Origin of the sequence: Variovorax ureilyticus (assembly GCF_037889935.1) — a bacterium.
GTDB classification, from domain to species: Bacteria; Pseudomonadota; Gammaproteobacteria; order Burkholderiales; family Burkholderiaceae_C; genus Variovorax; species Variovorax ureilyticus.
The window spans coordinates 238,186-262,715 of sequence record NZ_JBBKZU010000010.1 but is presented as its reverse complement, the minus strand read 5'-3'; the positions used below and the strand labels follow the sequence as shown (position 1 = coordinate 262,715).

Annotated in this window: 18 protein-coding genes; 8 read left to right on the top strand and 10 right to left on the bottom strand. The window is 68.2% G+C overall.

Translation table 11 applies throughout. From position 1 onward, the window contains the following. Window positions 1–51: 51 nt before the first annotated feature. From WKW77_RS22855 to WKW77_RS22840, 4 genes are all read left to right on the top strand, one after another. Window positions 52–1,554, top strand: a complete 1,503-nt coding sequence (locus tag WKW77_RS22855; protein ID WP_422823248.1) for a sugar ABC transporter ATP-binding protein — start codon at window positions 52–54, stop codon at window positions 1,552–1,554. Continuing rightward, complete coding sequence (locus tag WKW77_RS22850; RefSeq protein WP_340359164.1) at window positions 1,551–2,606, top strand: ABC transporter permease; 1,056 nt, start codon at window positions 1,551–1,553, stop codon at window positions 2,604–2,606. The genes WKW77_RS22855 and WKW77_RS22850 overlap by 4 nt, the downstream gene beginning before the upstream one ends. 82 nt (window positions 2,607–2,688) lie before the next feature. Then, window positions 2,689–3,723 (top strand): galactofuranose ABC transporter, permease protein YjfF, encoded by a 1,035-nt coding sequence (gene yjfF / locus WKW77_RS22845; RefSeq protein WP_340359163.1) that lies wholly within the window; start codon window positions 2,689–2,691, stop codon window positions 3,721–3,723. Window positions 3,724–3,731: 8 nt separating this feature from the next. Further along, window positions 3,732–5,465, top strand: a complete 1,734-nt coding sequence (locus WKW77_RS22840; RefSeq protein WP_340359162.1) for an IlvD/Edd family dehydratase — start codon at window positions 3,732–3,734, stop codon at window positions 5,463–5,465. A gap of 120 nt (window positions 5,466–5,585) precedes the next feature. Here WKW77_RS22840 and WKW77_RS22835 read toward each other — a convergent pair whose 3' ends face one another. The 5 genes from WKW77_RS22835 to WKW77_RS22815 form a co-directional block, all read right to left on the bottom strand. Next, on the bottom strand, window positions 5,586–7,097 hold the full coding sequence (locus WKW77_RS22835; protein WP_340359161.1) for a CYTH and CHAD domain-containing protein: 1,512 nt from the start codon (window positions 7,095–7,097) through the stop codon (window positions 5,586–5,588). Window positions 7,098–7,126: 29 nt separating this feature from the next. Continuing rightward, window positions 7,127–7,378 (bottom strand): hypothetical protein, encoded by a 252-nt coding sequence (locus tag WKW77_RS22830; protein ID WP_340359160.1) that lies wholly within the window; start codon window positions 7,376–7,378, stop codon window positions 7,127–7,129. 105 nt (window positions 7,379–7,483) lie between these two features. Then, a complete protein-coding gene (locus WKW77_RS22825; protein WP_340359159.1) occupies window positions 7,484–7,960 on the bottom strand; it encodes a hypothetical protein in 477 nt (158 codons plus the stop codon). 156 nt (window positions 7,961–8,116) lie between these two features. After that, window positions 8,117–10,687, bottom strand: coding sequence for a cyanophycin synthetase (gene cphA, locus WKW77_RS22820; RefSeq protein WP_340359158.1), 2,571 nt, complete (start codon window positions 10,685–10,687; stop codon window positions 8,117–8,119). A 238-nt stretch (window positions 10,688–10,925) separates the two neighbouring features. Then, window positions 10,926–13,166: a cyanophycin synthetase gene (locus WKW77_RS22815; RefSeq protein ID WP_340359157.1), complete on the bottom strand. Its 2,241-nt coding sequence runs from the start codon at window positions 13,164–13,166 to the stop codon at window positions 10,926–10,928. 139 nt (window positions 13,167–13,305) lie between these two features. On the opposite strand from WKW77_RS22815, the gene WKW77_RS22810 reads away from it, so the two are divergent. The 3 genes from WKW77_RS22810 (at window position 13,306) to queC (ending at window position 16,823) form a co-directional block, all read left to right on the top strand. Beyond that, window positions 13,306–15,582 (top strand): cyanophycin metabolism-associated ABC transporter, encoded by a 2,277-nt coding sequence (locus WKW77_RS22810; RefSeq protein WP_340359156.1) that lies wholly within the window; start codon window positions 13,306–13,308, stop codon window positions 15,580–15,582. Then, the gene (locus WKW77_RS22805; RefSeq protein WP_340359155.1) at window positions 15,579–16,043 is read left to right on the top strand and encodes a cyanophycin metabolism-associated DUF1854 family protein; all 465 of its coding nucleotides are present in this window, start codon (window positions 15,579–15,581) and stop codon (window positions 16,041–16,043) included. Before WKW77_RS22810 ends, WKW77_RS22805 begins: the two co-directional genes overlap by 4 nt. Window positions 16,044–16,121: 78 nt before the next feature. Next, window positions 16,122–16,823 carry a 7-cyano-7-deazaguanine synthase QueC gene (queC, locus tag WKW77_RS22800; RefSeq protein WP_340359154.1) on the top strand — a complete coding sequence of 234 codons (702 nt, stop codon included), beginning with the start codon at window positions 16,122–16,124 and terminating at the stop codon, window positions 16,821–16,823. On the opposite strand, the gene WKW77_RS22795 is transcribed toward queC, so the two are convergent. The 4 genes from WKW77_RS22795 to gspF form a co-directional block, all read right to left on the bottom strand. After that, window positions 16,802–18,568 carry an ABC transporter ATP-binding protein/permease gene (locus WKW77_RS22795; protein WP_340359153.1) on the bottom strand — a complete coding sequence of 589 codons (1,767 nt, stop codon included), beginning with the start codon at window positions 18,566–18,568 and terminating at the stop codon, window positions 16,802–16,804. The two genes, queC and WKW77_RS22795, sit on opposite strands and share 22 nt — an antisense overlap. 93 nt (window positions 18,569–18,661) lie before the next feature. After that, entirely contained in the window at window positions 18,662–20,071 is a 1,410-nt protein-coding gene (locus WKW77_RS22790) for an 8-oxoguanine deaminase (RefSeq protein WP_340359152.1), read from the bottom strand. Window positions 20,072–20,108: 37 nt separating this feature from the next. Next, window positions 20,109–21,005, bottom strand: coding sequence for a 5'-nucleotidase (locus WKW77_RS22785; RefSeq protein WP_340359151.1), 897 nt, complete (start codon window positions 21,003–21,005; stop codon window positions 20,109–20,111). Between the two features lie 223 nt (window positions 21,006–21,228). Beyond that, complete coding sequence (gspF, locus tag WKW77_RS22780; protein ID WP_340359150.1) at window positions 21,229–22,461, bottom strand: type II secretion system inner membrane protein GspF; 1,233 nt, start codon at window positions 22,459–22,461, stop codon at window positions 21,229–21,231. A 65-nt stretch (window positions 22,462–22,526) separates the two neighbouring features. Between gspF and WKW77_RS22775 the strand changes: the two genes are divergently transcribed. Next, window positions 22,527–23,096 carry a hypothetical protein gene (locus WKW77_RS22775; protein WP_340359149.1) on the top strand — a complete coding sequence of 190 codons (570 nt, stop codon included), beginning with the start codon at window positions 22,527–22,529 and terminating at the stop codon, window positions 23,094–23,096. Window position 23,097: 1 nt separating this feature from the next. Here the strand turns inward: WKW77_RS22775 and gspE are convergent, their stop codons facing one another. Further along, window positions 23,098–24,519 (bottom strand): type II secretion system ATPase GspE, encoded by a 1,422-nt coding sequence (gspE, locus tag WKW77_RS22770; RefSeq protein ID WP_340359148.1) that lies wholly within the window; start codon window positions 24,517–24,519, stop codon window positions 23,098–23,100. Between the last annotated feature and the right edge of the window lie 11 nt (window positions 24,520–24,530).

The window sequence follows — 24,530 nt, the reverse complement described above, 5'->3', positions numbered from 1 at the left end:
CGCCAGTTGCATACGTCGCCGGTTCCCCTGTCAGTTCGGGTGATTGAGATGGTGGCCGACTCTCCTGTGCTCCAGCTCACGGGCATCGACAAGAGCTTCAGCGGCGTGCCTGCACTGCGCGGGGTGTCGCTGCGCCTGCGCGCGGGCGAGATCCATGCGCTGATGGGGCAGAACGGCGCGGGCAAGTCCACGCTCATCAAGGTGCTCACGGGCGTGTATGGGGCCGACAGCGGCGAGATGGCGCTGTCGGGCCAGCCGATCCGCCCGGCCTCGCCGATCGAGGCGCAGAAGATGGGCATCAGCACGGTCTACCAGGAGGTGAACCTCTGCCCGAACCTGTCGGTGGCCGAGAACATCCTCGCGGGCCGTTATCCGCGCCGGGGCCTGCGCATCGACTGGGCGGGCGTGAACCGCGAGGCGCGCGCCCTGCTCGCGCGGCTGGACGTGGACATCGACGTGTCGCGGCTGCTGTCGAGCTACTCGGTGGCGGTGCAGCAGATGGTCGCGATCGCGCGGGCGCTGGGCTTGTCGTCGAAGGTGCTGATCCTCGACGAGCCGACGTCGAGCCTGGACGACGACGAAGTGCAGAGTCTCTTCGCGGTGCTTCGGCGCCTGCGCAGCGAGGGCATGGCGATCCTGTTCGTCACGCACTTCCTCAACCAGGTGTATGCGGTGTCGGATCGCATCACCGTGTTGCGTAACGGTGCGTGGGTCGGCGAATGGCCGACGAGCCAACTGGGTCCGCAGGCGCTGATCGCCGCGATGGTCGGGCGTGAACTGGCGGCGCAGGCGAGTGGTCCCGCACCGTTGCCTGCCATCGATGAATCATCGGGCAGCGTGCTGGAGGCCGAAGGCCTGGGCCAGCGCGGGCAGTTGCAGCCCGTCGACCTGCTCGTTCGCAAGGGCGAGATCGTCGGGCTCGCAGGGTTGCTCGGATCGGGCCGCACCGAACTCGCGCGTCTGCTCTTCGGACTCGCGACACCCGATTCGGGGACCCTGCGGATCGACGGTGTGGCGGTGGACCTGGACAGCCCGGCCGACGCGGTCCGGCACGGCCTGGCGCTGTGCCCGGAGGAGCGCAAGACAGACGGCATCGTGGCCGACCTCTCGCTGCGCGAGAACATCGCACTCGCGCTGCAGGCGCGGCGCGGCGTGCGCAACACGCTGAATCGCGCCGAGCAGACCGCACTGGCGGAGCGCTTCGTCAAGGCGCTGGGCATCAAGACCGCGAGCGTCGACACCCCGATCGGATTGCTGTCCGGCGGCAACCAGCAGAAGGCGCTGCTGGCGCGCTGGCTCGCTATCGAACCGCGCCTGCTGATCCTGGACGAGCCGACGCGCGGCATCGACGTGGCGGCCAAGCAGGAGATCATGGACGAGATCCTTCGCCTGGCGCGCGGCGGCATGGCGGTGATCTTCATTTCGTCGGAAATGAACGAGGTGGTGCGCGTGTCGCACCGTATCGCGGTGCTGCGCGAACGGCGAAAGGTGGGTGAATTGCCAGCGGGAACCAGCGAGGACGCGGTCTATGACCTGATCGCGGCAGAGGCATGAGCGACCGCATCGCACGCATCTTCCGCCATCGCCTCGCATGGCCGGTCATCACGCTGCTGATCCTGCTCGCGATCAACGCAGCTTTCAATCCGAGCTTCCTGCGCATCGAGGTGCGCGACGGGCATCTGTACGGCAGCCTGGTCGACATCCTCAACCGCGCATCGCCACTCGTGCTGGTGTCGCTCGGGATGACGCTGGTCATCGCCACGCGCGGCATCGACATCTCCGTGGGCGCGGTGGTCGCCATTGCTGCGGCATTGGCTGCGTGGATGATCGGCGGCTCGCTGGTCGTCAACAACGGTGCCGCCGCGGAGGTGAGCCGCTTCCCGATGTGGATGGCGGTCGTCGCGGCGCTCGGTGTCGCGGCGATCTGCGGACTCTGGAACGGGCTGCTGGTGGCGCGGGTGGGCATGCAGCCGATCATCGCGACCTTGATCCTGATGGTGGCCGGCCGAGGCATCGCGCAGCTCATCACGGGCGGGCAGATCATCACGATCTACTACAAGCCCTATTTCTTCATCGGCAGCGGCTACCTGCTGGGTCTGCCGTTCTCGGTCTACATCGCCGCGCTGGTCTTCGCGCTGGTGTATCTCGCGATCACGCACAGCGCGCTCGGGCTGTTCGTGCAGTCGGTCGGCATCAACCCCAGTGCGGCGCGGGTAGCCGGTGTGCGGGCGCGGCGCATCATGGTCGGCGCGTACGTGTTCTGCGGCTTCTGCGCGGGAGTCGCGGGCCTGCTGATCAGCTCCAACGTCAAGAGCGCGGACGGCAACAACGCCGGGCAACTGCTGGAGCTCGACGCGATCCTCGCGGTCACCCTCGGCGGCACCGCCTTGACCGGCGGGCGGTTCAGCCTCGTCGGCAGCGTGATCGGCGCGCTCATCATCCAGACGCTGACCTACGGCATCTACTCGCTGGGCGTGCCGCCGGAGATCAACCTCGTGGTGAAGGCGGCGGTGGTCTTCGCCGTGATGCTGCTGCAGTCGGCCGAGTTCCGCGCGAGCATCCGGCAACTCGTGCAGCGCCCGGCGCGTGGGGAGTGGGTGCGATGAGCGCAGCGCCGGATCGCTCCGAGCAAGCTCGCGTCCCCTCGGGGGGCAGCGAGGACACGAAGTGCCGAGCGTGGGGGCACCAATGAGCGCCGTCGTACCCGAATCGACCGCGTTGCGCGGGAAGGCCAAGACTGCGCCCGAGACGCGTCCGCGCGCGCGCCTGAACCCGAAGTACCTGCCGCTGGCCGCGACCATCTCGCTGTTCGTGCTGATGGGAACGCTGGGCTCGGTGTTCTACGACGGCTTCTTCTCGCTGCAGGTGTTCCTCAACCTGTTGATCGACAACGCGTTCCTGTGCGTGGTCGCGGTGGGCATGACCTTCGTGATCCTCTCGGGCGGCATCGACCTGTCGGTCGGCTCGGTGATCGCGCTGACCACCATGGTGTCCGCCTCGCTGGTCGAGAAGCAGGGCTGGAGCCCCGCGATCGTGATCCCGCTCGTGCTGGCGATGGGCACGCTCTTCGGCGCCTTCATGGGGCTCCTCATCGAGCGCTTCCGGCTCCAGCCTTTCATCGTCACGCTCGCGGGCATGTTCCTCGCGCGCGGGCTTTGCTACCTCATCAGCATCGATTCGATCAGCATCACCAACGAGTTCTACTCGGACGTCTCGCAGTGGCGGCTGCCGGTGTGGGGCGGCGCGTCGATCTCGCTCAGCGGCCTGATCGCGCTCGGCGTGGTGGCTATCGCGGTGTTCGTCGCGCACTACACGCCTTTCGGCCGCGCGGTGTACGCCATCGGGGGCAGCGAGCAATCGGCGGTGCTGATGGGGCTGCCGGTGCGCTCGACCATCATCGGCGTCTACACCCTGTCGGGCTTCTGTTCGGCGCTGGGTGGCGTGGTCTTCACTTTCTACATGCTGTCCGGCTACGGCTTGCATGCCGTGGGGCTGGAACTCGATGCCATCGCGGCCGTGGTGATCGGCGGCACGCTGCTCACCGGCGGCGTCGGCTACGTGGTCGGCACGCTGTTCGGCGTGCTGATGCTCGGGATCATCCAGACGCTCATCTCCTTCGACGGCACGCTCAGTTCGTGGTGGACACGGATCGTGGTCGGCGTGCTGCTGTTCGTCTTCTGCCTGCTTCAACGACTTTTCACCGCGCGCGCTGCAGAGCGCTAGGAACACGCATGTCCGATCAGAAACCCCGCAAGCTGCGTTCCGCCGACTGGTTCGGCCCGGCCGACAAGAACGGCTTCATGTACCGCAGCTGGATGAAGAACCAGGGCATTCCCGATCATGAATTCGACGGCCGGCCGATCATCGGGATCTGCAATACCTGGTCGGAGCTCACGCCATGCAATGCGCACTTCCGCAAGATCGCCGAGCACGTGAAGCGCGGTATATCCGAAGCAGGCGGCTTCCCGGTCGAGTTTCCGGTGTTCTCCAACGGCGAGTCCAATCTGCGTCCGACCGCCATGCTCACCCGCAATCTCGCGAGCATGGATGTGGAAGAGGCGATCCGCGGCAATCCGATCGATGCGGTGGTGCTGCTCGCCGGTTGCGACAAGACCACCCCCGCGCTGTTGATGGGCGCGGCGAGCTGCGACATTCCCGCCATCGTGGTGTCGGGCGGTCCGATGCTCAACGGCAAGCTGGAAGGGCGCGACATCGGCTCCGGCACCGCGGTGTGGCAGTTGCATGAAGCGATGAAGGCCGGCGAGATCGACGTGCACCAGTTCCTCTCGGCCGAAGCGGGCATGTCGCGTTCGGCGGGCACCTGCAACACGATGGGCACCGCGTCGACGATGGCCTGCATGGCCGAGGTGCTCGGCGTGGCGCTGCCGCACAACGCGGCGATTCCGGCGGTCGATGCACGGCGCTACGTGCTCGCGCAGATGTCGGGCATGCGCGCGGTGGAGATCGCGCGCGAGGGCCTCGCGCTGTCGAAGATCCTCACCCGCGAGGCTTTCGAGAACGCGATCCGCACCAATGCGGCGATCGGCGGGTCGACGAACGCGGTGATCCACCTCAAGGCGATCGCGGGTCGCATCGGCGTGCCGCTCGAACTGGAGGACTGGACCCGCATCGGCCGCGGCACGCCCACGCTGGTGGACCTGATGCCTTCGGGCCGATTCCTGATGGAAGAGTTCTATTACGCCGGCGGCCTGCCCGCGGTGCTGCGCAGGCTCGGCGAACACGGCCTGCTGCCGCATCCCGACGCGCTGACGGTCAACGGCCGCTCGCTGTGGGACAACGTGCGCGATGCGCCGAGCCACAACGACGAGGTGATCCGCCCCATCGACAAGCCGCTGATCGAGGATGGCGGCATGTGCATCCTGCGCGGCAATCTTGCTCCGCGCGGTGCGGTGCTCAAGCCGTCGGCGGCTTCGCCCGAACTGCTCAGGCATCGCGGGCGCGCGGTGGTGTTCGAGGACTTCGAACACTACAAGGCGCGCATCGTCGACGAGTCGCTCGACGTCGATGCCAGTTCGGTGCTGGTGATGAAGAACTGCGGGCCCAAGGGCTATCCGGGCATGGCCGAGGTCGGCAACATGGGCCTGCCGCCGAAACTGCTGCGCCAGGGCATCAAGGACATGGTGCGGATCTCCGATGCGCGCATGAGCGGCACGGCCTACGGCACCGTGGTGCTCCACGTCGCGCCTGAAGCGGCCGCCGGCGGCCCGCTCGCCGTGGTGCGCGACGGCGACTGGATCGAACTCGACTGCGAACAGGGCCGTCTGCATCTCGACATCGGCGATGCCGAACTCGCCGATCGGCTCCAATCAGTCGCCCCGCCCCGCGAAAAGGGCGGCGGCTACCAGCGCCTCTACATCGACCATGTGCTGCAGGCCGATGAAGGCTGCGACTTCGACTTCCTTGTCGGCTGCCGCGGTGCCGCGGTGCCCAAGCATTCGCATTGAAGTTCACCCCCAGGCTCGCGCACTTCGTGTCGCTCTCCACCCCCTTTCCGGGGGCAACCCCGGCGGCCCGGCAAAGCCGGCTCCGCGGGATTCCTGGCATTGGGCGTGCTGAAGCCCGAACTATTTCCAGAAGGGCTTGGCCTTCGCGACCTCGTCGAGCGCCTTGCGGCATTCGGCGGCGCTCGCGGGCTGGCGTGCGCTGAGCCAGCCGGCCGCGAACCACGAGCGCCCGTCGTGCGGCGCGTTGTCGCGGTATGCGGCGATGGCGACCGCGTTGTCGTTGTGCTGCCCGAGCGCATCCTGCGCCGGTTCGAGCTTCTTGAGGTAGCGCTTCGCATCGCGCGTGCCGAAGAGCGGCGCGACGAATTCACCGAGGTAGCGCAGGCGCTTGAGCCGCTTGCGCACACGGTGCTGCGCGTGCGGCTCCAGGGTTTCGTAGCGCTGGCCGTCGCGCACGACCTGGTGGTGCAGTTTCGTGAGCTGCCTGCGCAGGGCCTTGCGGGCGGAGGCGGGTGGTGCGGGCGTATTTCCGGCGGTGTCGTCCTCCGCCTGTTCCGTCGGCAGCGTGGCGGCCACGAGATCGAGCAGTGCGTTCTGGAAGTCGGCATTGCGGACCACGTCCGCAGGGGCGGGCAGCGGCTCTTCGTCGGCCCATGCGATCGGCGGCGCTCCGACGGCCGCGAGGCGCGGCTCGACGTCCTGCAGCAGATGATCCCGGTCGCGCTGGCGGCCGAGGGCGCGGAACGCGGTCACCAGCGCGGGCTCCCAGGCCGGATCGATCAGTGTCGGTGCGAGGGCCTCCATCTCGCGCAGTCCGGTGCGCAGCCGACGGATGCCGATGCGCAACTGGTGCACGTGTTCGGGCTCGGTGCTGCCGGCGGCGACTTCGCTCGCGTTGGCGAGGATCTGCGACAGGCAGGTCTTGATGACCGCGCAAAGCACCTCTGGCCCGTCGTCGGACCGCTCATCGAGGCGGGGCGGCTCGGCCTTGACCGGATCGCCGAACCGCGCGCCGCTGGCCAGACGCTCGCCGCGCGCGGACTTCGACACGGTGTCGAGCCAGAGCGCGTAGCGGTTGCGCCAGCGATGGGCAAGCTCGAGCATCGAACGGGGGCTGCCGCTCTTCAGCTCGATCTCGAGTTCGCACAGTGCATGCGAACGTTCGCCTGCGCTCACCTCGCCGTGATCGAAGGCGAGTTCGACCAGGGCGTCGCCGGTGCGCATTTCGCGCGTGGTGCGGCGTACGTCGGTGCCGTAGAGCGCGACGAGTTCGACCGCCCGGGCATCGTGTCCGGCCTTGCGCAGCGCATCGTGGATCAGCGCGCCGACGGGCGTGCCTTCGTGGCGCTCGATGCGCGGCACCGGCACTTCGCGCGCGCTCGCGGGCGGCAGCTCGACGTTGTGCTCATGGCGTTCGAGCAGCGTGCCGCCCGGCGCCTTCGCGGTCTGCCACCATGTGCGGCCTTCCTTGCGCAGGCGCAGCACGATGCGCTCTGCCGCAAGAGCCCCGTCGGCGGTGTCGAAGTAGCGTGCGCGCAGGCGCGCGACGTGGGAGCGGCCGCGGCTCACCGCCGCTTCGACCGCTGCACGTTGCTGGGGGTCGATCTGGAACTTGAGTTCGAATTCGGTCACTGGTGGGTCGACGGCCGCATCCGGCGGCATCACTCTTGCAGCTCGCGGACCTGCAGCGAAAGATCGAACAGCTTGGACTTGCTGGCGTAGTACCGGTCGAGCCGCCATTCCTTCAGGATGTCGATGGCCAACTGGAAGCTCTTGTAGTCGAGGTCGTACAGCCGCACGAGCTCGAAGCTGCTTTCGGCTTCGAGCGCGAGCACGAGCCTCGCCAGGATTTGTGCCGACTCGTTGGCCGGGTCGGTTTCAATGAAGCGACGCGCGACCTTGATGGCGTTCATGGGGAACTCTCCTCGATTGAGACAAGCCCACGAATATAGCCACGGGGCCCCGCCCGATTGTTACCGTTTTGTGACGGTCTGGGCGCGGCCCTGGCGATGCGGTGCCTATCGCGTCGGGGCAGGCATAGGCATCGGGCTCTGCATCGGGCTCTGCATCGGCGCGGGCCGCGTCGCCGGCATCGGTGTCACCTGGGGCGCAGGTGCCGGCATGGGAGCGACCGTTGCCTCGGCGGCCGGCACCGGTGTTTCGGTCGTGCGGATCACGCCGCCACCGAGCACCGTGCCGGTGAACGTGGTCTGGCCGGTGCCGAGCACGCGCTGTTCGCAGGCCGTCTGCTCGGCCGGGGGCTGGCGGGCGCAGCGGGCCAGTGCGTTCTGGCGCAGCTGGGCTTCGTCCACCTTCGGGAAGCCTCCCTGGCGCGCGGTTTGCGCTGCCGCACCTCTTTCGCGCAGGCAGGCGGCGCGGTCCTGCATCACGCCGTCGCAAGGCAGGGAACTGGATTGCGCGAGGGCGGAGGACGCCGCGGCCAAGCCACCTGCAGCGGCAAGAACGGCAAGACACGAACGAACAGCACTCTTCATGGGTCACTCCTTTTTCACTGCGGCACGGCAGGGCCGCACCAGGAGTTCAAAGTATGTGAAGCGGGCGGGCCCGGGGCCAGCGCCCACCGGCGCGCATTCGTGTCGGACAAGACCGGCTGGCGGTCGCGGGCGCGTCTTGCGGATGCGCCCGGACGCTCAGCCCTCGGCGATGCGCTTGGCGAGGTGAGCGAGCGCTTCCTCGACCTGGTCGACCAGAATCAGCGAGAGATCGCCGGGTTGAAGGCGGGCCAGCGCGGAATCGATCGCGATGAACTCGCCGCGGATCTCGTCGATGAAGCGCGTGCGCTTCGCGCCTTTGAGGCCCTGGCGCAGCAGCCCCATCACCTCGCCGTCGGCGCGTCCGCGCTGCGCGGCGTCCTGGTAGAGGATCACGTCGTCGAACGCCTCGCCGAGGATCGCGGTCTGGTCGCGGATGTCGCAATCGCGGCGGTCGCCCGCGCCGCTGATGACGACAGAACGCTTGTTCGCGGGCATGGTGTCGACCGCCGACACCAGCGCGCGCATCGCGTCGGTGTTGTGGCCGTAGTCGGCGATCACGGTCGCGCCGCGATAGTCCATCACGTTGAAGCGGCCGGGCACGCCGGCGGCGTCGTTCTTGAAGCTGGCGAGGCCGCTGCGGATGGTGTCCCAGTCCAGCCCGACGGCCCATGCGGCGGCGATCGAGGCCATGACGTTGTCGACCTGGAAGCCGATCGTGCCGTTGCGCGTGATCTGCACGTCGCGCAGCGGAATGCGCTCGCGCCACGAGCCTTCGGCCGCGACCACCGCGTCCTGGTCGACGTAGACGGTGCGCTTGCCTTGCGCGCGGTGCGTGGCCATGACCGGGTGCTGGCGATCGGCGGCGAAGAAGATCACATTGCCGGGGCAGGTGGTCGCCATCGCGGCCACGTTCGGGTCGGCCGCGTTGAGCACCGCGTAGCCGCCGGGCGCGACATTGCGCACGATCACGCGCTTGAGCACCGCGAGGTCTTCGACCGTCGTGATGTAGTTCAGGCCCAGGTGGTCGCCGCTGCCGATGTTGGTCACGACCGCCACCTGGCAGCGATCGAAGCCGAGGCCTTCGCGCAGGATGCCGCCGCGGGCGACCTCGAACACGGCCGCATCGACATCCGGATGCATCAGCACGTTGCGCGCGCTCTTCGGTCCGCTGCAGTCGCCGCTGTCGGTCTGTCGGCCGTCGACGTAGACGCCGTCGGTGTTGGTCATGCCGGTGCGCAGTCCGCTGCTCGCGAGCAGGTGGTTGATGAGGCGCGCGGTGGTGGTCTTGCCGTTGGTGCCGGTCACGGCCACGACGGGGATGCGGCCGTCGTCGCCGGGCGCGTAGAGCGTGTCCATCACCGCTTCGCCAACCGCACGGCCGCGGCCGAACGAAGGCGAGATGTGCATGCGCAGGCCGGGCGCCGCGTTGACTTCGACCACGCCGCCGTGCTGCTCTTCGAGCGGGCGCAGCACGTTCTCGCAGACCATGTCGACGCCGCAGATGTGCAGGCCGACCATCTGCGCTGCGTCGACCGCGCGCGCGGCGACTTCGGGGTGGACGGTGTCGGTCACGTCGGTGGCGGTGCCGCCGGTGGAGAGGTTCGCGTTGTTGCGCAGCACCACGCGCTGGCCGAGCGACGGCACGCTGTCGGGCGTGAGGCCCTGCGCTTCGAGGCGGCCGACGGCGATGTCGTCGAGCCGGATCTTGGTGAGCGAGGTCGCGTGGCCCTCGCCGCGGCGCGGGTCCTGGTTGACGATGTCGACCAGCTCGCGCACCGTCTTCGCGCCATCGCCGATCACCTGCGGCGGATCGCGGCGCGCGGCGGCCACCAGGCGATCGCCGACCACCAGCAGGCGGAAGTCGAAGCCGGGCAGGAATTTCTCGACCATGACTTCGCCGTAGTGCGCGGCGGACGCGAAGGCGGCGCCGAGCTGTTCGCGCGTCGTGATGTTGACCGTGACGCCCTTGCCCTGGTTGCCGTCCTGCGGCTTGACCACCACGGGCATGCCGATGTCCTGCGCGGCGGCCCAGGCGTCCTCGAGGTCCGCGACCGGTCGGCCGAGCGGCACTGGAACGCCGGCGGCATTGAGCAGCTGCTTGGTGAGTTCCTTGTCCTGCGCGATCGACTCGGCCACGCCGCTGGTGCTGTCGACTTCGGCGGCCTGGATGCGGCGCTGCTTCGAGCCCCAGCCGAACTGCACGAGGCTGCCGCTGGTGAGACGTCGATAGGGAATGCCGCGGGCGACCGCCGCATCCACGATGGAACCGGTGCTGGGCCCGAGCCGTTCGTCTTCGTCGAGGTCGCGCAACTCGGTGATCGCTGCAGTCGCATCGAACTCGCCGCCCGGGCGCATCGCCGCTTCGATCAGCTTCAGCGCCAGCTTGAGTGCCAGCCGCCCGACCGCTTCCTCGCTGTACTGGAAGGTGACCTGGTAGACGCCTTCCTCGACCGTGCGCGAGGTGTGGCCGAAGTTCACCGCGCAGCCGGCTTGCGCCTGCAGCGCCACCGCGGCGTTTTCGAGCACGTGCGCCAGCGCCAGCGGCTGGCCGAGCACGATGGGGTGCAGCTCGCCGATGGTCGGGAAGAGGGCGCGCAGGCGGTTCTCGAATTCGGGCAGCCGCTCGACAGCGTTTTCATCGCCTTCGCAGCGCACGACGACCTCGATGCAGGTGTGGCGGCTCCACAGGTTGGGGCCGCGCAGGGCGCGGGTACGGATGACTTCCATATCTATTGACCCACCCCCGTTGCTTGCTCGCTTCGCGTAGCCGCCTCCCCCCTCAAGGGGGCGCAGTCAGCGGCCCGGCAAAGCCGGTTCCGCGACTGCTCCCACAAAGAGACGCGCGGCGCCTCCATCAGGCTGCGGGGAATCCCGCGGAACCGGCTTTGCCGGGCCGCCGGGATTGCCCCCTGCAAGGGGGTGGAGAGCGACACGAAGTGCGCGAGCCTGGGGGTGTGCTCCATTTCTAGGCGAATTGTTGTTCGGGGGACAGCAGCGTCTGCGAGAGCTGCAAGGACGCGAGCGCTGCCTGCAGGTCGGCTTCGAAGGCTTCGACGCCGGCACCGATCAGGTTCAGGGGAATGCCCATCGCCCAGCCGGCGGCCACTGCCGCGAGCAGGCTTTCGAGGCTGACGCCGGCATGCGTGGCGCGCCAGATCGTCAGGCGGCCCAGACCGGGCAGGAAGGATTCGCTGGAACCGTTGGCGAGCACCACGCGGTCCTGGCGGATCAGCACGGCCTTGCCGCCGTCGGCCTGGTGCCTGGCGAGCGCTTCGGCCTGCGGGTCGGTCGAGTAGAAGATCACGCCGCCGTCGCACAGCGGGGCCAGTCCTGCGACGCGCGGATCGGCCGCATTGAGCACGGCGGTCCCTTCGGGCAGCACCACGTCGACCTGCGTGCGCAGCACCTTGACCATCTGGTCACTCTCGATGATGTCGAATTCGGAGAGCGCCTCGTAGCCCTCGAGGTCGGTCACGATGCCGACTTCGCAGCGGTCGTAGGCCAGGCCGTCGCGCAGGATGGTCTCGGCGCCGTTCTCGATGACGACCGCCTGCACGGCGCGGTTGACCAGCAGGCGATGGCCGGCTTCCCAATTGGCGCTGTCGCGCGCGTCGACGCGGCGGCGTTCGAGGAAAAGCCCGTCGCGGCAGGCGAGGCCGGTGTGGCGGCCGCCGAGACCGATCAGCCAGGCGACGAGGCGGGACAGCACCGCGGTGTCGCGCGAGCCGGCGACGCCGACGACGGGGATGCGTCCCGGCGCGTCGTCCGGGAAGAGGTGGTCGCAGATCGCGCGGCCCACCGGACGCGGCGAGCCGACCGCCGGCTTCAGGTGCATCAGCAGGCCGGGGCCTGCGTTGACTTCGACGATCGCGCCGCCCTGCAGGTGCAGCGGCCGCGCGATGTCCTGCGCCACGAGATCGATGCCCGCGATGTCGAGGCCGACCACGCGCGCGGCCAGCACGGCCGCATGCGCGACTTCAGGATGGACCTGGTCGGTGCAGTCGATCGACATGTTGCCGTTGCGCTGGATCGTGACGACGCGGCCGGCGGCAGGCACCGAGTTGCCGCCCAGGTCCTGGCGCTTGAGTTCGAGCTGCAGCTTGGCGTCGGTCTCGAGAATGATGACGTCCAGCGGGTATTCCTCTTCCGCACCGCGGCGGGGGTCGCTGTTCAGCTGGCTGTCGATCAGTTCCGCAACGGTGGAGCGGCCGTCGCCGCTCACCGTGATGATTTCGCCCCGCGCGGCCGCGACCACCTGGCCGCCGACCACCAGCAGGCGGTGTTCGGATCCGCGGATGAAGCGCTCGACCATCACGTCGCTGCCTTCCGGCTCGGCGACCGCGAAGGCGGCCATGACTTCCTCGCGCGTGTTCAGTTCGAGCGAGACGCCCCGCCCATGATTGGCGTCCGATGGCTTGACCACCACCGGCAGACCGATGTCCTCGGCCGCTTCCCAGGCTTCCTCGGCGTCGGCGACCACCTGGCCTTCGGGCACCGGCACGCCGCAGCTCGCGAGCAGGGACTTGGTCAGTTCCTTGTCGCTGGCGATCGATTCGCCGATCGCGCTGGTGTAGTCGGTCTCGGCGGTCCAGATGCGCTGCTGGTTGGCGCCGTAGCCGAGTTGCACGAGGTTGCCGTCGTTCAGGCGCATGTGCGGGATGCCGCGGTCGGTGGCCGCGCCCACGATGCAGGCGGTGCTCGGGCCGAGGTAGCAGTCCTCGACCTTGGCCTTGACCGCGTCGACCGCCTTCTGCACGTCGGGTGCGCCGAACGGATCGTTGTTGATCGCGGCCATCAGCAGCCTGTGGCCTTCGGCCAGCGCGACGCGGGCGACCTGCTCGTCACGCGCGCGGAAGACCATGCGGTAGACGCCGTGCTCCGAGGTGCTCCGGGTTTGCCCGAAGCCGGTCGGCATGCCGGCGAGGTTCAGGAGCTCGATCACCACGTGTTCGAGCACGTGGCCGGCCCAGGTGCCTTCGGTCAGGCGCTGGATGAAGCCGCCGCGCTCGCCGACGCCGCAGTGGTGCTCGATCAGCGCCGGCAACAGGGCCGTGAGCCGGTCGGTGAAGCCGGGGATCGTGTTGGATGGATGCTCCTCCAGCCGGCCGAGATCGAGCCAGACTTCCAGCACGGGTCGGTAGGTCCAGAGGTTCGGGCCGCGCAAATAGTTGATGCGCAGCAGTCGGATGTCGTCGAAACGGGTCATGAAAACGTTCGATGTGCTTTGGCCGAGCACTGCGGCGCCTTCAGAAGCGCCCATGGCGATCGGTCAGAATCGGCGCCCTCGGAAACAGGTCCTGGGCGCCATGAAGGGTCCGGCAGCGGGCCGGAGATACAGAAACACAATGCAACATCACGATCCAGTCGGCACCCCGGGGGGCGAATCTGAGGAGGCTTCAGCGGCGCTGGAAAGCCGGCTCATACCCGCGGAAAACGTTCTGGCGACGCTGCCGGTTGACCTTGACGAGGAACTTCGGTTTGCATCCGGGCTGCTCGCGCTGACCGATCGGCGCCTGCTCGTGCGCGATCCGGGAGGCGCCTGGTTCGAATGGGCGCTCCCCGCAGAAGGGCTGGAGTTGCAACTTTCCGACCATGCGGGCATCGGCACGCTGGACCTGCTGGACGACAAGGGCCGGCTCGCCCGGTGGCGGTACACGCTGGCGCACCAGGCCGCCGCGCTGAAGGTGCAGAAGCTCTTCGAGCAGCATGCGGAGCGTGTCGCGCAAGTGACACTGCCGGGGGTCGACGGGGACGACGGGGCGGGCGAATCCGAACTCCAGACCCCGCCCTCGACCTGGGTGCTGCTGCGGCTCGGCCGCTTCGCCAAGCCCTATCGCAAGCAGCTGATCACCGGGTTCCTGCTGACGCTGGCCTCGACCGCCGCCACGCTGGTCCCGCCCTACCTGACCATCCCGCTGATGGACGACATCCTGATCCCGTTCCAGAACGGGCAGCAGATCGCTGTCCACAAGGTGGTGGTGTTCCTGAGCGCGCTGCTGGCCGCAGCGCTCGTCGGCTGGGCGCTGGGATGGGCGCGCACCTACCTGCTGGCGCTGGTGTCCGAACGCATCGGCGCCGACCTGCGCACCACAACTTACGAACACTTGCTGACGTTGCCCCTGGATTACTTCGGCGGCAAGCGCACCGGGGACCTGATGGCGCGCATCGGCTCCGAAACCGACCGCATCAACGTCTTCCTGTCGCTGCATGCGCTCGACTTCCTCACCGACGTGCTGATGATCACGATGACGGCGGTCATCCTGTTCTCGATCAACCCGCTGCTGGCGATCGTCACGCTGGTGCCGCTGCCCTTCATCGCCTGGATGATCCACGTGGTGCGCGACAAGCTGCGCACCGGCTTCGAGAAGATCGACCGGGTGTGGAGCGAGGTCACCAACGTGCTCGCCGACACCATTCCCGGCATCCGCGTGGTGAAAGCCTTTGCGCAGGAGCAGCGCGAATCCGACCGCTTCCGCGCGGCCAACACCTACAACCTGCAGGTCAACGACAAGCTCAACAAGACCTGGTCGCTCTTCACGCCGAGCGTGTCGCTGCTCACCGAAGTCGGGCTGCTCGTGGTCTGGGCATTCGGCATCTGGCAGGTGGCGCGCGGCAGCATCACGGTCGGTGTGCTCACGGCGTTCATCGCCTACATCGGCCGCTTCTATACGCGCCTCGATTCGATGAGCCGCATCGTCTCGGTCACGCAGAAGGCGGCCGCCGGCGCCAAGCGGATCTTCGACATCCTGGACCATGTGAGCAACGTGCCCGAGCCCACGAACCCGGTGCAGGTCGAGCGGGTGCAGGGCCGCATCGAGATGTCCGATGTCGGCTTCCGTTACGGCAGCCGCGCCGTGATCCGCGACCTCGATCTCGTGATCGAGCCGGGCGAGATGATCGGCCTCGTTGGCCACAGCGGCTCGGGCAAGAGCACCCTGGTCAACCTGATCTGCCGCTTCTACGACGTGACCGATGGCGCGATCAAGGTCGACGGCACGGACATCCGCCGCTTCGCGGTGGCCGACTACCGCCGGCACGTCGGGCTGGTGCTGCAGGAGCCTTTCCTCTTCTTCGGCACGATCGCCCAGAACATCGCCTACGGCAAGCCCGATGCGACACGCGAGGAGATCGTGGCGGCGGCGCGCGCGGCGCATGCGCACGACTTCATCCTGCGCCTGCCGCATGGCTACGACTCGCTGGTCGGCGAGCGCGGCCAGGGGCTCTCGGGTGGCGAGCGGCAGCGCATCAGCATCGCGCGCGCTCTGCTCATCGACCCGCGCATCCTGATCCTCGACGAGGCCACCTCGGCGGTCGACACCGAGACCGAGAAGGAAATCCAGAAGGCGCTCGACAACCTCGTGAAGGGCCGCACCACCATTGCGATCGCGCACCGGCTGTCCACGCTGCGCAAGGCCGATCGCCTCGTCGTGATGGATCGCGGCGAGATCGTCGAAGTGGGCCCGCACGACGCGCTCATGGAAAAGCAGGGCGCCTACTGGCGGCTCTACCAGGCGCAATTGCGGCAGGCCGACGAAGAGGAAAGCGCGGGCGCGGCGGCCGAACGCAGCGCCGTGGCCGTTGCGCTCGGCGCACACGCAGCCCATCCGGCGGGGGACGCATGATCGACTTTCAACTGGAACGCGATGCCTTCGGGCGCCTCGTGCTGACCGATGCCGAGGGTGGGCATCACGCGGGCGTCGTGCCGGTGCGCGCCTTTCCGCTGACGGCGCCGGACCACGGCATTTCGCTGGTGGGGCCGGACGGGCGCGAGCTCGAGTGGATCGACAAGATTGCGGACCTGCCTACGCCGATGCGCGAGCTGCTGAATCAGGACCTGGTGGCGCGCGACTTCGCACCGACGCTGCTCAAGCTGCACAAGGTGTCGAGCTTCGGCGTGCCGAGCACGTGGAACGTGAGCACCGATCGCGGCGAAACCAGCTTCGTGCTCAAGGCCGAGGAAGACATCCGCCGGCTGGACCACGGTGCGCTGCTGATCGCGAGCGCGCACGGGCTGCAGTTCCGCATCCCGGACGTCAAGGCGCTGGATCGCCCCTCCCGCAAGCTGCTGGAACGTTTCCTGTAACGCGACTGCTGAGCCGACGTTCGACACGCGCCGCTGGATGGTGCCAAACTCGCGCCCTTTCAGGGAACGAAGATCACCATGCATACCTCCGCACTTGTCCTGTTCTCAGGGGGGCAGGATTCGACCACTTGCCTCGCGGCAGCGCTCGACAAGTACGAGCGTGTCGAAACGGTGGGCTTCGACTATGGCCAGCGTCATCGCATCGAGCTCGATGTGCGCCTCCGGGTGCTGGAGCAATTGCGCGAGCGCTTCCCGCGCTGGGACGCACGTCTGGGTGAGGACCACCTGCTCACGGTCGACGTGCTGGGGCAGATCAGCGCGTCATCGCTGACGCAGGACATTGCCTTCGAGATGCAGGCCAACGGCTTGCCGAACACCTTCGTGCCGGGGCGCAACCTGCTGTTCCTCACGCTCGCCGGCGCGCTGGCGTACCGGCGCGGCCTCGACGTGATCGCGACCGGCGTGTGCGAGACCGATTTCTCCGGCTACCCGGATTGCCGCGACGACACCATGAAGGCGATGCAGCTCGCGCTGTCGCTCGGCATGGACCGGCGGCTCCTGATCGAAACGCCGCTGATGTGGATCGACAAGGCCGCCACCTGGGAGATGGCTCATCGCATCGGCGGCCCGGCGCTGGTCGATCTCATCGTCGAGGACACGCACACCTGCTATCTCGGCGACCGCGCCCAGCGCCACGGCTGGGGCTACGGCTGTGGCAACTGCCCGGCCTGCGAGCTGCGCGCCCGCGGCTGGGAGCGCTACATCGCCTCGACCCTGTAGCGGGCGGCCGAGCCGTTCGATTCGGGTACCAGCGTCCAGCGCCTGTCGTGGAAGGCGCCGACCGAGGCGCGATGCGCGATCGACACGATCGCGCCGCCCGCGGCCTTCACGCCCGACGTGAGGCGGTGATACAGCGTCTCTTCGGTCTCGGCATCCAGTGCGCTCGTGGCCTCGTCGGCGAAGACCCATGCCGGCTTGCGCAGCAGCACGCGCGCGATCGCGAGCCGTTGCTGTTCGCCGCCGGAGAGCTTCTGGCTCCAGGCATCGCTGTCGTCCAGGCGTGTCGCCAGGTCGGGCAGCATCGCTTCCTTCAAGGCCTGTACGAGCTGCGTGTCGGTATAGGCGCTCGCCGGCTGCGGATAGGCAAGCGCATCGCGCAGGCGGCCGTTCGGCACATAAGGCCGCTGCGGAATGAACATCGCGTTCGCCGGTATCGAGACACGGCCGTTCGCGAACGGCCAGATGCCCGCGAAGGCGCGGAACAGCGTCGACTTGCCGCTGCCCGAGGGGCCCTGCAGCAGCACGCTGTCGCCGGGCTGGACCGCGAGCGCCGCGCCCTGGATCAGCGGCACGCCGTCGGGCAGCGTGACGCTGACGTCGGCGGCCTGGAGGCCTTCGCCGCTCACCGCCGGCGTGCGCTCGAGCGCGCTCGTCTCGCTCGCATGCGCGCGCATCGCCGCCTCGAAGCTGGTGAGACGATCGGCGGTGGCGCGCCATACCGCGACACGGTCGTAGTTGTCGACGAACCAGCTCAGCGAATCCTGCACGCGGCCGAACGCGGAGTTGACCTGCATGAGTTGTCCGAGCTGGATCGCGCCGCTGAAGAAGCGCGGCGCCTGCACGATGAACGCGAAGATCACCGAGGCCTGCCCGAACGATGCGGTGAACGCCACGAGGTTCTTCTGCTTCGTGATCAGCTGCAGGTAGTTCCTGAGCACCGAACCGAAGCGCAGCTTGAGTTGCTCATGCTCGACCTGCTCCCCGCGGTCGAGCGCAATGGCTTCGCTGTATTCGCGCACCCGCACGAGGTGGTGACGGAAATCGGCTTCGAAGCGCTGCTGCTGGTAGTTGAGGCCGATCAGCGGACGGCCGATGTAGTGCGTGATGATCGTGCCCGCCGCGCAATAGGCCAGTGCGATCCACACCATGGAGCCCGGCACGGTGTAGGTGTTGCCGAACAGCGAGACGGAGGTGACGCCGCTCAGTCCCCACAGGATGCCGATGAAGCTCACCAGCGTGACCACGGCGTTGAGCAGGCCCATGGACAGCGTCATCGTGTAGTCGGTGAAGAGCTGCATGTCTTCCTGGATGCGCTGGTCGGGGTTGTCGGGCGACTGGCCGTCCTTCTGCCCGTAGCGCGCGAGTTCCAGGTGATAGAAGGTGTGGTCCGCCATCCAGCGCGCGAGATAACTTCGCGTCATCCACGCCCGCCAGCGCAGTTGCAGCAACTGCGTCAGATAGAACTTCAGGATCGCGATGGCGATGTACCCGGCGGCGATCCAGCAGAAGAAGATGATCTCGCGCCAGAAGACGGCCTGGTCCTTGTTCTGCAGGGCATCGTAGAAGCGTGCGTACCACTCGTTGTTGAGCACCAGCATGTAGACCGTGCCGAGGTTGAGCGCGACGATCGCTGCGAGAAGCGCGCGGGCGGTCCATTTCTCTTCCGAGCGGAAGTAGGGCGCGGTCAGTGCACCGATGCGACGCAGGGTGGCAAGGAGGTTCTTGGAGCCGTCAGGAGAATTCATTGCGTGGGCATGTAAGCGCGCCGGGAAGGCGCGTTGCTTTCATGCTACCCCCCTGCAGCGCCCCAGTCTTAAGCACCGCTGAAAAAGGATGCTTCAGGCCGTGTGCGGATGCCGCGCCCGCTCGTACAGCGTGCGCGCCAGATCGCGATGCCGCGCCAGGAGCGGTGCGAGCTCGACATCGTCGAAGCGGCCGTCGCGAATGCGCACGCGCCCGTTGATCACGCTCAGCGCGACCCCGCCCGGCTGGCAGAACACCAGGGCCGCGACGGGATCGTGGCCCGCACCGGCGTGCGCGACGCCATTCATGTCGAACGCCACGATGTCGGCCGCCATCCCCGGCGCGAGCGCGCCGATGTCGTCGCGGCCAAGCACGCGCGCGCCGCCGAGCGTCGCGATCTCCAGCGCCTCGCGCGCCGTCATCGCTGAAGGCCCGAAGCCGACGCGCTGCAGCAGCATGGCCTGCCGCGCCTCGCCGAGCATGTGCGCGCCGTCGTTCGACGCACTGCCGTCCACGCCGAGGCCCACCGGCACGCCGGCGCGGCGCATCGCACCGATCGGCGCGATGCCCGAGGCGAGGCGCATGTTGGAGCAGGGGCAGTGGGCGACGCCGGTCCCCGTGCGGCCGAAAAGCGCGATGCCGGCCGCGTCGAGCTTCACGCAGTGCGCATGCCACACGTCATGGCCGACCCAGCCGAGGTCCTCGGCATATTCGGCCGGCGTCATGCCGAACTTCTCGCGCGAGTACGCGATGTCGTTGTCGTTCTCGGCCAGGTGCGTGTGCAGCGAGACGCCGCGTTCGCGCGCCAGCTCTGCCGCCAGGCGCATCAGGTCGCGCGAGACGGAGAACGGCGAACACGGGGCCAGCACGATGCGCCGCATCGCGTGGCGCGAAGGGTCGTGCCAACGATCGATCAGGCGTTCGCTGTCGCGCAGGATGGCGTCTTCCGTCTCGACCACCTCGTCGGGCGGCAGGCCGCCGAGGCTGCGGCCGACGCTCATGCTCCCGCGGGACGCGTGGAAGCGCATGCCCATCGCCTCGGCCGCCTCGATCGAGTCGTCGAGCCGCGCGCCGTTCGGGAAGAGGTACAGGTGATCGCTCGTGGTGGTGCACCCGGAGAGCATCAACTCGGCCATCGCGGTCCGGGTCGAGACGCGGATCATCTCGGGGGTGATGCGCGCCCACAGCAGGTAGAGGTTGGTGAGCCAGCCGAAAAGCTCGGCGTCCTGCGCTTCGGGCACCGCGCGCGTCAGGCTCTGGTACATGTGGTGATGCGTGTTGACGAGGCCGGGCATCACCACGTGCCCGCGCAGGTCGAACACGTCGGCGCGGCCCTCGCGCGCGGCATCGGCATGGACGGCCGGCAGCTCGGACGTGGCGCCGACCCAGGTGATGGCCGGGCCATCGGCGACCACAGCACCGTCCGGGATCTCGCGGCGGTCGGCGTCCATGGTGACCAGCACGTCGGCATGGCGAAGGATGAGAGTGCGAGGGGGTGCGTTCATGTCATTCCCTCCCGTGAAGGCGTGTGCTGCGGCGCGATCAACGCTCGTTGCTGATGCCGCTCGCAACGTGGCCGGCCGGCACATGCCGCGCGGCCGCGTCGACGTGGCCGGTCTGGTCGTCGAAGAAGAAGTCGGGCTCGAACTCGCGCAGGAACTCGCCCTTGGGCAGGCCGCCGAGGAACATCGCCTCGTCGACCTTGATGTTCCAGTCCATCAGCGTGCGGATGGCGCGCTCGTGCGCCGGCGCGCTGCGCGCCGTGACGAGCGCGGTGCGGATGCGCATCGCCGGATTGCTGGCCTGCTGCAGCCGGTGCAGCGCGGCGAGCAGCGGCTTGAACGGGCCTTCCGGAAGGGGCATCTGCGCCTTGCTCGATTCGTGAAGCTGGAAGGCGTCCAGGCCCTGCGACTGGAAGACGCGCTCCGCCTCGTCGCTGAAGAGCACTGCATCGCCGTCGAAGGCAATTCGCACTTCGTTCGGATAGGCATCGCTCGCATGCACCGATTCGACCAGCACGCGGGCGGCCGGGAAGCCCGCGCGCAGCGCCTCGCGCACGTCATCGGCATTCACCGAGAGGAAGAGGTGCGCACGCAGCGGCCGCAGATAGCCGAAGGGCGGGCGGCCCTGCGTGAACACGCCGCGCTGCAGCGTGATCCCGTTCGCCACGCCCGAGCGGAACACGCGCATGCCCGACACCGGATCGTTGCGCGAGAGGATCACCACCTCGACGCGCTGCACGCCATCGTCGTTGAAGCGCAGCAGCTTGCGCACCAGCGAGTAGGCGATGCCCGGTTGCGCCGGGACGTCCAGCCTTTCGAGCTGCAGCTTCATGTAGCCGGCATCGTCGCCCGATTCGAAGATGCGGTTTTCCTCCTCGAGGTTGAAAAGGGCGCGCGAGGAGATCGCGACGACGAGTTTGTCCTCGAGGGTTACCACACTCGCCCCCAGGCTTGCTCACTTCGTGTAGCCGCCACCCCTCGACCGGGGGCAATACCAGCGGCCCGGCAAAGCCGGTTCCGCGGTATTCCTGGTATGGCTCGCAATGCTTCGCGCTGCTCTTCGCGGGGGGCGCCGCGGAACTGGCTCTGCCGGTCCGCTGGCTGCGCCCCCTGCAAGGGGGTGGAGAGCGACACGAAGTGCGCGAGCCCGGGGGTGTGCTTCATTTGACGAACTGGTTGAGCTGGATGATCGGCATGAGCACGGCGAGCACGATCAGCATCACGACGCCGCCCATGGCGACGATCAGCAGCGGTTCGAGGATCGTTGCGAGATGCATGGCGCGGCGCTGCACTTCGGCGCCGAGCTGATTGGCCGCGCGCTGAAGCATCAGCGGCAGCGTGCCAGTCTGTTCGCCGAGCCGCGCGAACATCGAGACGATGCCCGGGAAGCGCTTCTTCTGCGCCAGCGCCGATGCGAGCGGCGCGCCCTCGCGCACCAGCACCAGCGCATCGAGCGCATCGGCGCGCATGGCGCGGTTGCCCAGCGTTTCGGACGCCGCCTGCAGCGCGCGAAGGATGGGCACCCCGGCCGTGGCCAGCATCGCGAGCGTGCTCGCGAAGCGCGCGGCGTTATAGCCGCGCGAGAGCTTGCCGACCAGCGGCAGGTTGAGCCAGGCCGCGTCGAACTTCTCGCGCAATGCGGCACGCGAAAGTGCGACCCGCGCACCGAGCGCCGCGAGGACGATCACGCCCAGCATCAACCACCCATAGTTGCGTACGAAGTCGCTGATCGCCAACATGGCGACGGTGAGGATCGGCAGGGCACGCTTGGTCCCCGCGAACACGTTCGCCACTTGCGGCACCACGTAGCTCACGAGGAAGACGACGATGACGATCGCGACCATGGTCACGATCGCCGGGTACAGCGCGGCGCCGACCAGCTTCTGCTGCAGGGCCTGCCGCTGCTCGAGGTCGTCCGCGAGGCGTTCGAGCACCAGCCCGAGGTTGCCGCTCTGCTCGCCGGCGCCGATCACTGCGGTGTAGATCGGAGAGAACTCACGGGGATGCTGCGAGAGTGCACGGCCGAAGGGCGAGCCCGCGTTGACTTCGGCGCGCAGCGAAGCGACGAGGTTGCGCTGCGCCTCGTTCTCCGCCTCGTCGGTGAGCGCGGTCAGCGCGCGTTCGAGCGGCAGCCCCGACGAGACCAGCCCGGCGAGCTGGCGCGTCCAGACGGCCAGCGTGGTCGAGTTGAAGATCCGGCCGCCGCCGATCACGCGGTTCCAGCCGCCGGCGGCCGGTGCGCCGCCTTCGGCGCTGCCGACCACCGTCACCGCGAGCGGGATCAGCGACTGGGCGCGCAGCATGCCGCGCGCGCTGCGGGCGGTGTCGGCCTCCAGTACGCCCTTGCGGGGCTGTCCCTGTTGGTCTATGGCTTCGAAGGAATAGGCAGGCATGGGGGACGGGTTGCAGAATGCGCGAGCCCGCATTGTCGGGGCAATACCCATCGGAGGAGTTCATCATGCCGATCCGCCATATCGCCGTCGTTGCAACTCTGCTCGGCGCGCTCGCCGTTCCCGCCTGGGCGCAACCCACCTTCAGCGGCTACCTGTGCTGCAACCTGCGCACCGACGGAAGCTGGGCCAGCGACAGCAACTATGCCGAAAGTGGTAAGCGCATCATTCCCGTCGGCACGCCGGTGAAGGTCACGGGCTACGGCCGCTACCGGGTGCACATCGAGGTCAACGGCGGCAAGCAGGACATCGGCAACGACTACAGCCGCGACATCGACCTGGGCGGCTTCGCCCAGCGCTGGGTGGTGCAGGAAGACCCGGCCGCCAAGATCGCGACCTTCCCGCCGAAGATCCAGGCCGCCATCAAGGAAGCGCGCGTGACCAAAGGCATGACGCGAGAACAGGTCGCGATGGCGGTCGGCTGGCCGATCAGCAGCGAGAACCCGAAGCTCGATGCCGAGATCTGGCGCATGTGGATCAGCAGCTTCGCCGAATACCAGGTCGTCTTCGACAAGGCTGGCAGGGTGCGCGAGATCGTGACCGACCCGCAGACCAAGAACCTCGTCGTGGCGGATTGAGCTACTCGCGGGTGACCCGGAGCAACTCGGCGCGCGAGGTGATGCCGGCCTTGACCAGCCGCTCGCCGTCCTCGCGCATCGATCGCAGGCCGCCGCGCTCGGCTGCCACGAAGATCTGGCTTTCGGGCGCGCGGTTGTGGATCAGCGATTGCACCGTGTCGTCCGCCACCAGCAGCTCGAAGATGCCGGTGCGGCCCTGGTAGCCGGTCTGGCCGCAGGCGTCGCATCCGACGGGCACGGCCTCGCCGCCGCCGGGGCCGGGCGCAGAGCACACGGGACAGAGCTTGCGCACCAGACGCTGCGCGAGAACGCCGAGCAGCGAAGAACTCAGGAGGAAGGGCTCGACGCCCATGTCGGTCAGCCGGGTCACCGCGCTGACAGAGTCGTTGGTGTGCAGCGTGGCGAACACGAGGTGGCCGGTGAGCGATGCCTGGATCGCGATCTGCGCGGTCTCGAAATCGCGGATCTCGCCGATCATGATCACGTCCGGGTCCTGCCGCAGGATGGCGCGCAGCGCCTTGGCGAAGGTCAGGTCGATCTTCGCGTTGACCTGCGTCTGGCCGACGCCGGGCAGCTCGTACTCGATCGGGTCTTCCACCGTCATGATGTTGCTGCTGCTGGCATCGAGCTGGCCGAGCGCGGCGTACAGCGTCGTCGTCTTGCCCGAGCCGGTCGGCCCGGTCACGAGGACGATGCCGTGCGGCTGCCCGATCAGGTGCTCGAAGCGGGCGCGCGTGTCGCCCTGCATGCCGACCGATTCGAGCGTGAGCTTGTTCTCGGACTTGTCGAGCAGACGCAGCACCGCGCGCTCGCCGTGTGCCGAAGGGAGGGTCGAGACCCGCACATCCACCGCCCGCGTGCCGATGCGCAGGCTGATGCGGCCGTCCTGCGGCAGGCGCTTCTCGGAGATGTCGAGGTCGGCCATGATCTTCAGACGCGAGATCAGCGCCGCGTGCAGCGCGCGGTTGGGCTCAACCACCTCGCGCAGCGTGCCGTCGATGCGAAAGCGCACCGAAGACGTCCGCTCGTAGGGCTCGATGTGGATATCGCTCGCGCCATCACGCGCCGCCTGCGTGAGCAGCGCGTTGAGCATCCGGATGATCGGCGCGTCGCCGGCCGATTCGAGCAAGTCCTCGACCGCGGGCAGCTCCTGCATCATGCGCGACAGGTCGGCGTCGCTTTGCACTTCGCTCACCACCGCGGCGGCATTGGATTCGCCCTGCGCATAGGCGGCGCTGATGCGCTTGGCGAGCTGGTCCGGCGGGAGCGGCTCGAAGCTCTTCACCTGGAACTTGCGCAGCACCTCGCCGAGCGCGCTGCGTGGCGGCACCGTCGGCATCCAGAGCGTCAGGTTGCCGTCATCCGTTTCTTCGAGCAGCAACTGCTGGCTGCGCGCGAAAGCGTAGGGAAGTGGGTAGCGCATCGGAACTTCGC

What these genes read in the sequence shown, in the direction of transcription:
- WKW77_RS22850 (WP_340359164.1), top strand. Translation starts at nt 1,551, where the DNA reads ATGAGCGACCGCATCGCACGCATCTTCCGCCATCGCCTCGCATGGCCG.
- yjfF (WP_340359163.1), top strand. Translation starts at nt 2,689, where the DNA reads ATGAGCGCCGTCGTACCCGAATCGACCGCGTTGCGCGGGAAGGCCAAG.
- WKW77_RS22840 (WP_340359162.1), top strand. Translation starts at nt 3,732, where the DNA reads ATGTCCGATCAGAAACCCCGCAAGCTGCGTTCCGCCGACTGGTTCGGC.
- WKW77_RS22830 (WP_340359160.1), bottom strand. Translation starts at nt 7,378, where the DNA reads ATGAACGCCATCAAGGTCGCGCGTCGCTTCATTGAAACCGACCCGGCC.
- WKW77_RS22825 (WP_340359159.1), bottom strand. Translation starts at nt 7,960, where the DNA reads ATGAAGAGTGCTGTTCGTTCGTGTCTTGCCGTTCTTGCCGCTGCAGGT.
- cphA (WP_340359158.1), bottom strand. Translation starts at nt 10,687, where the DNA reads ATGGAAGTCATCCGTACCCGCGCCCTGCGCGGCCCCAACCTGTGGAGC.
- WKW77_RS22815 (WP_340359157.1), bottom strand. Translation starts at nt 13,166, where the DNA reads ATGACCCGTTTCGACGACATCCGACTGCTGCGCATCAACTATTTGCGC.
- WKW77_RS22810 (WP_340359156.1), top strand. Translation starts at nt 13,306, where the DNA reads ATGCAACATCACGATCCAGTCGGCACCCCGGGGGGCGAATCTGAGGAG.
- WKW77_RS22805 (WP_340359155.1), top strand. Translation starts at nt 15,579, where the DNA reads ATGATCGACTTTCAACTGGAACGCGATGCCTTCGGGCGCCTCGTGCTG.
- queC (WP_340359154.1), top strand. Translation starts at nt 16,122, where the DNA reads ATGCATACCTCCGCACTTGTCCTGTTCTCAGGGGGGCAGGATTCGACC.
- WKW77_RS22795 (WP_340359153.1), bottom strand. Translation starts at nt 18,568, where the DNA reads ATGAATTCTCCTGACGGCTCCAAGAACCTCCTTGCCACCCTGCGTCGC.
- WKW77_RS22790 (WP_340359152.1), bottom strand. Translation starts at nt 20,071, where the DNA reads ATGAACGCACCCCCTCGCACTCTCATCCTTCGCCATGCCGACGTGCTG.
- gspF (WP_340359150.1), bottom strand. Translation starts at nt 22,461, where the DNA reads ATGCCTGCCTATTCCTTCGAAGCCATAGACCAACAGGGACAGCCCCGC.
- WKW77_RS22775 (WP_340359149.1), top strand. Translation starts at nt 22,527, where the DNA reads ATGCCGATCCGCCATATCGCCGTCGTTGCAACTCTGCTCGGCGCGCTC.
- gspE (WP_340359148.1), bottom strand. Translation starts at nt 24,519, where the DNA reads ATGCGCTACCCACTTCCCTACGCTTTCGCGCGCAGCCAGCAGTTGCTG.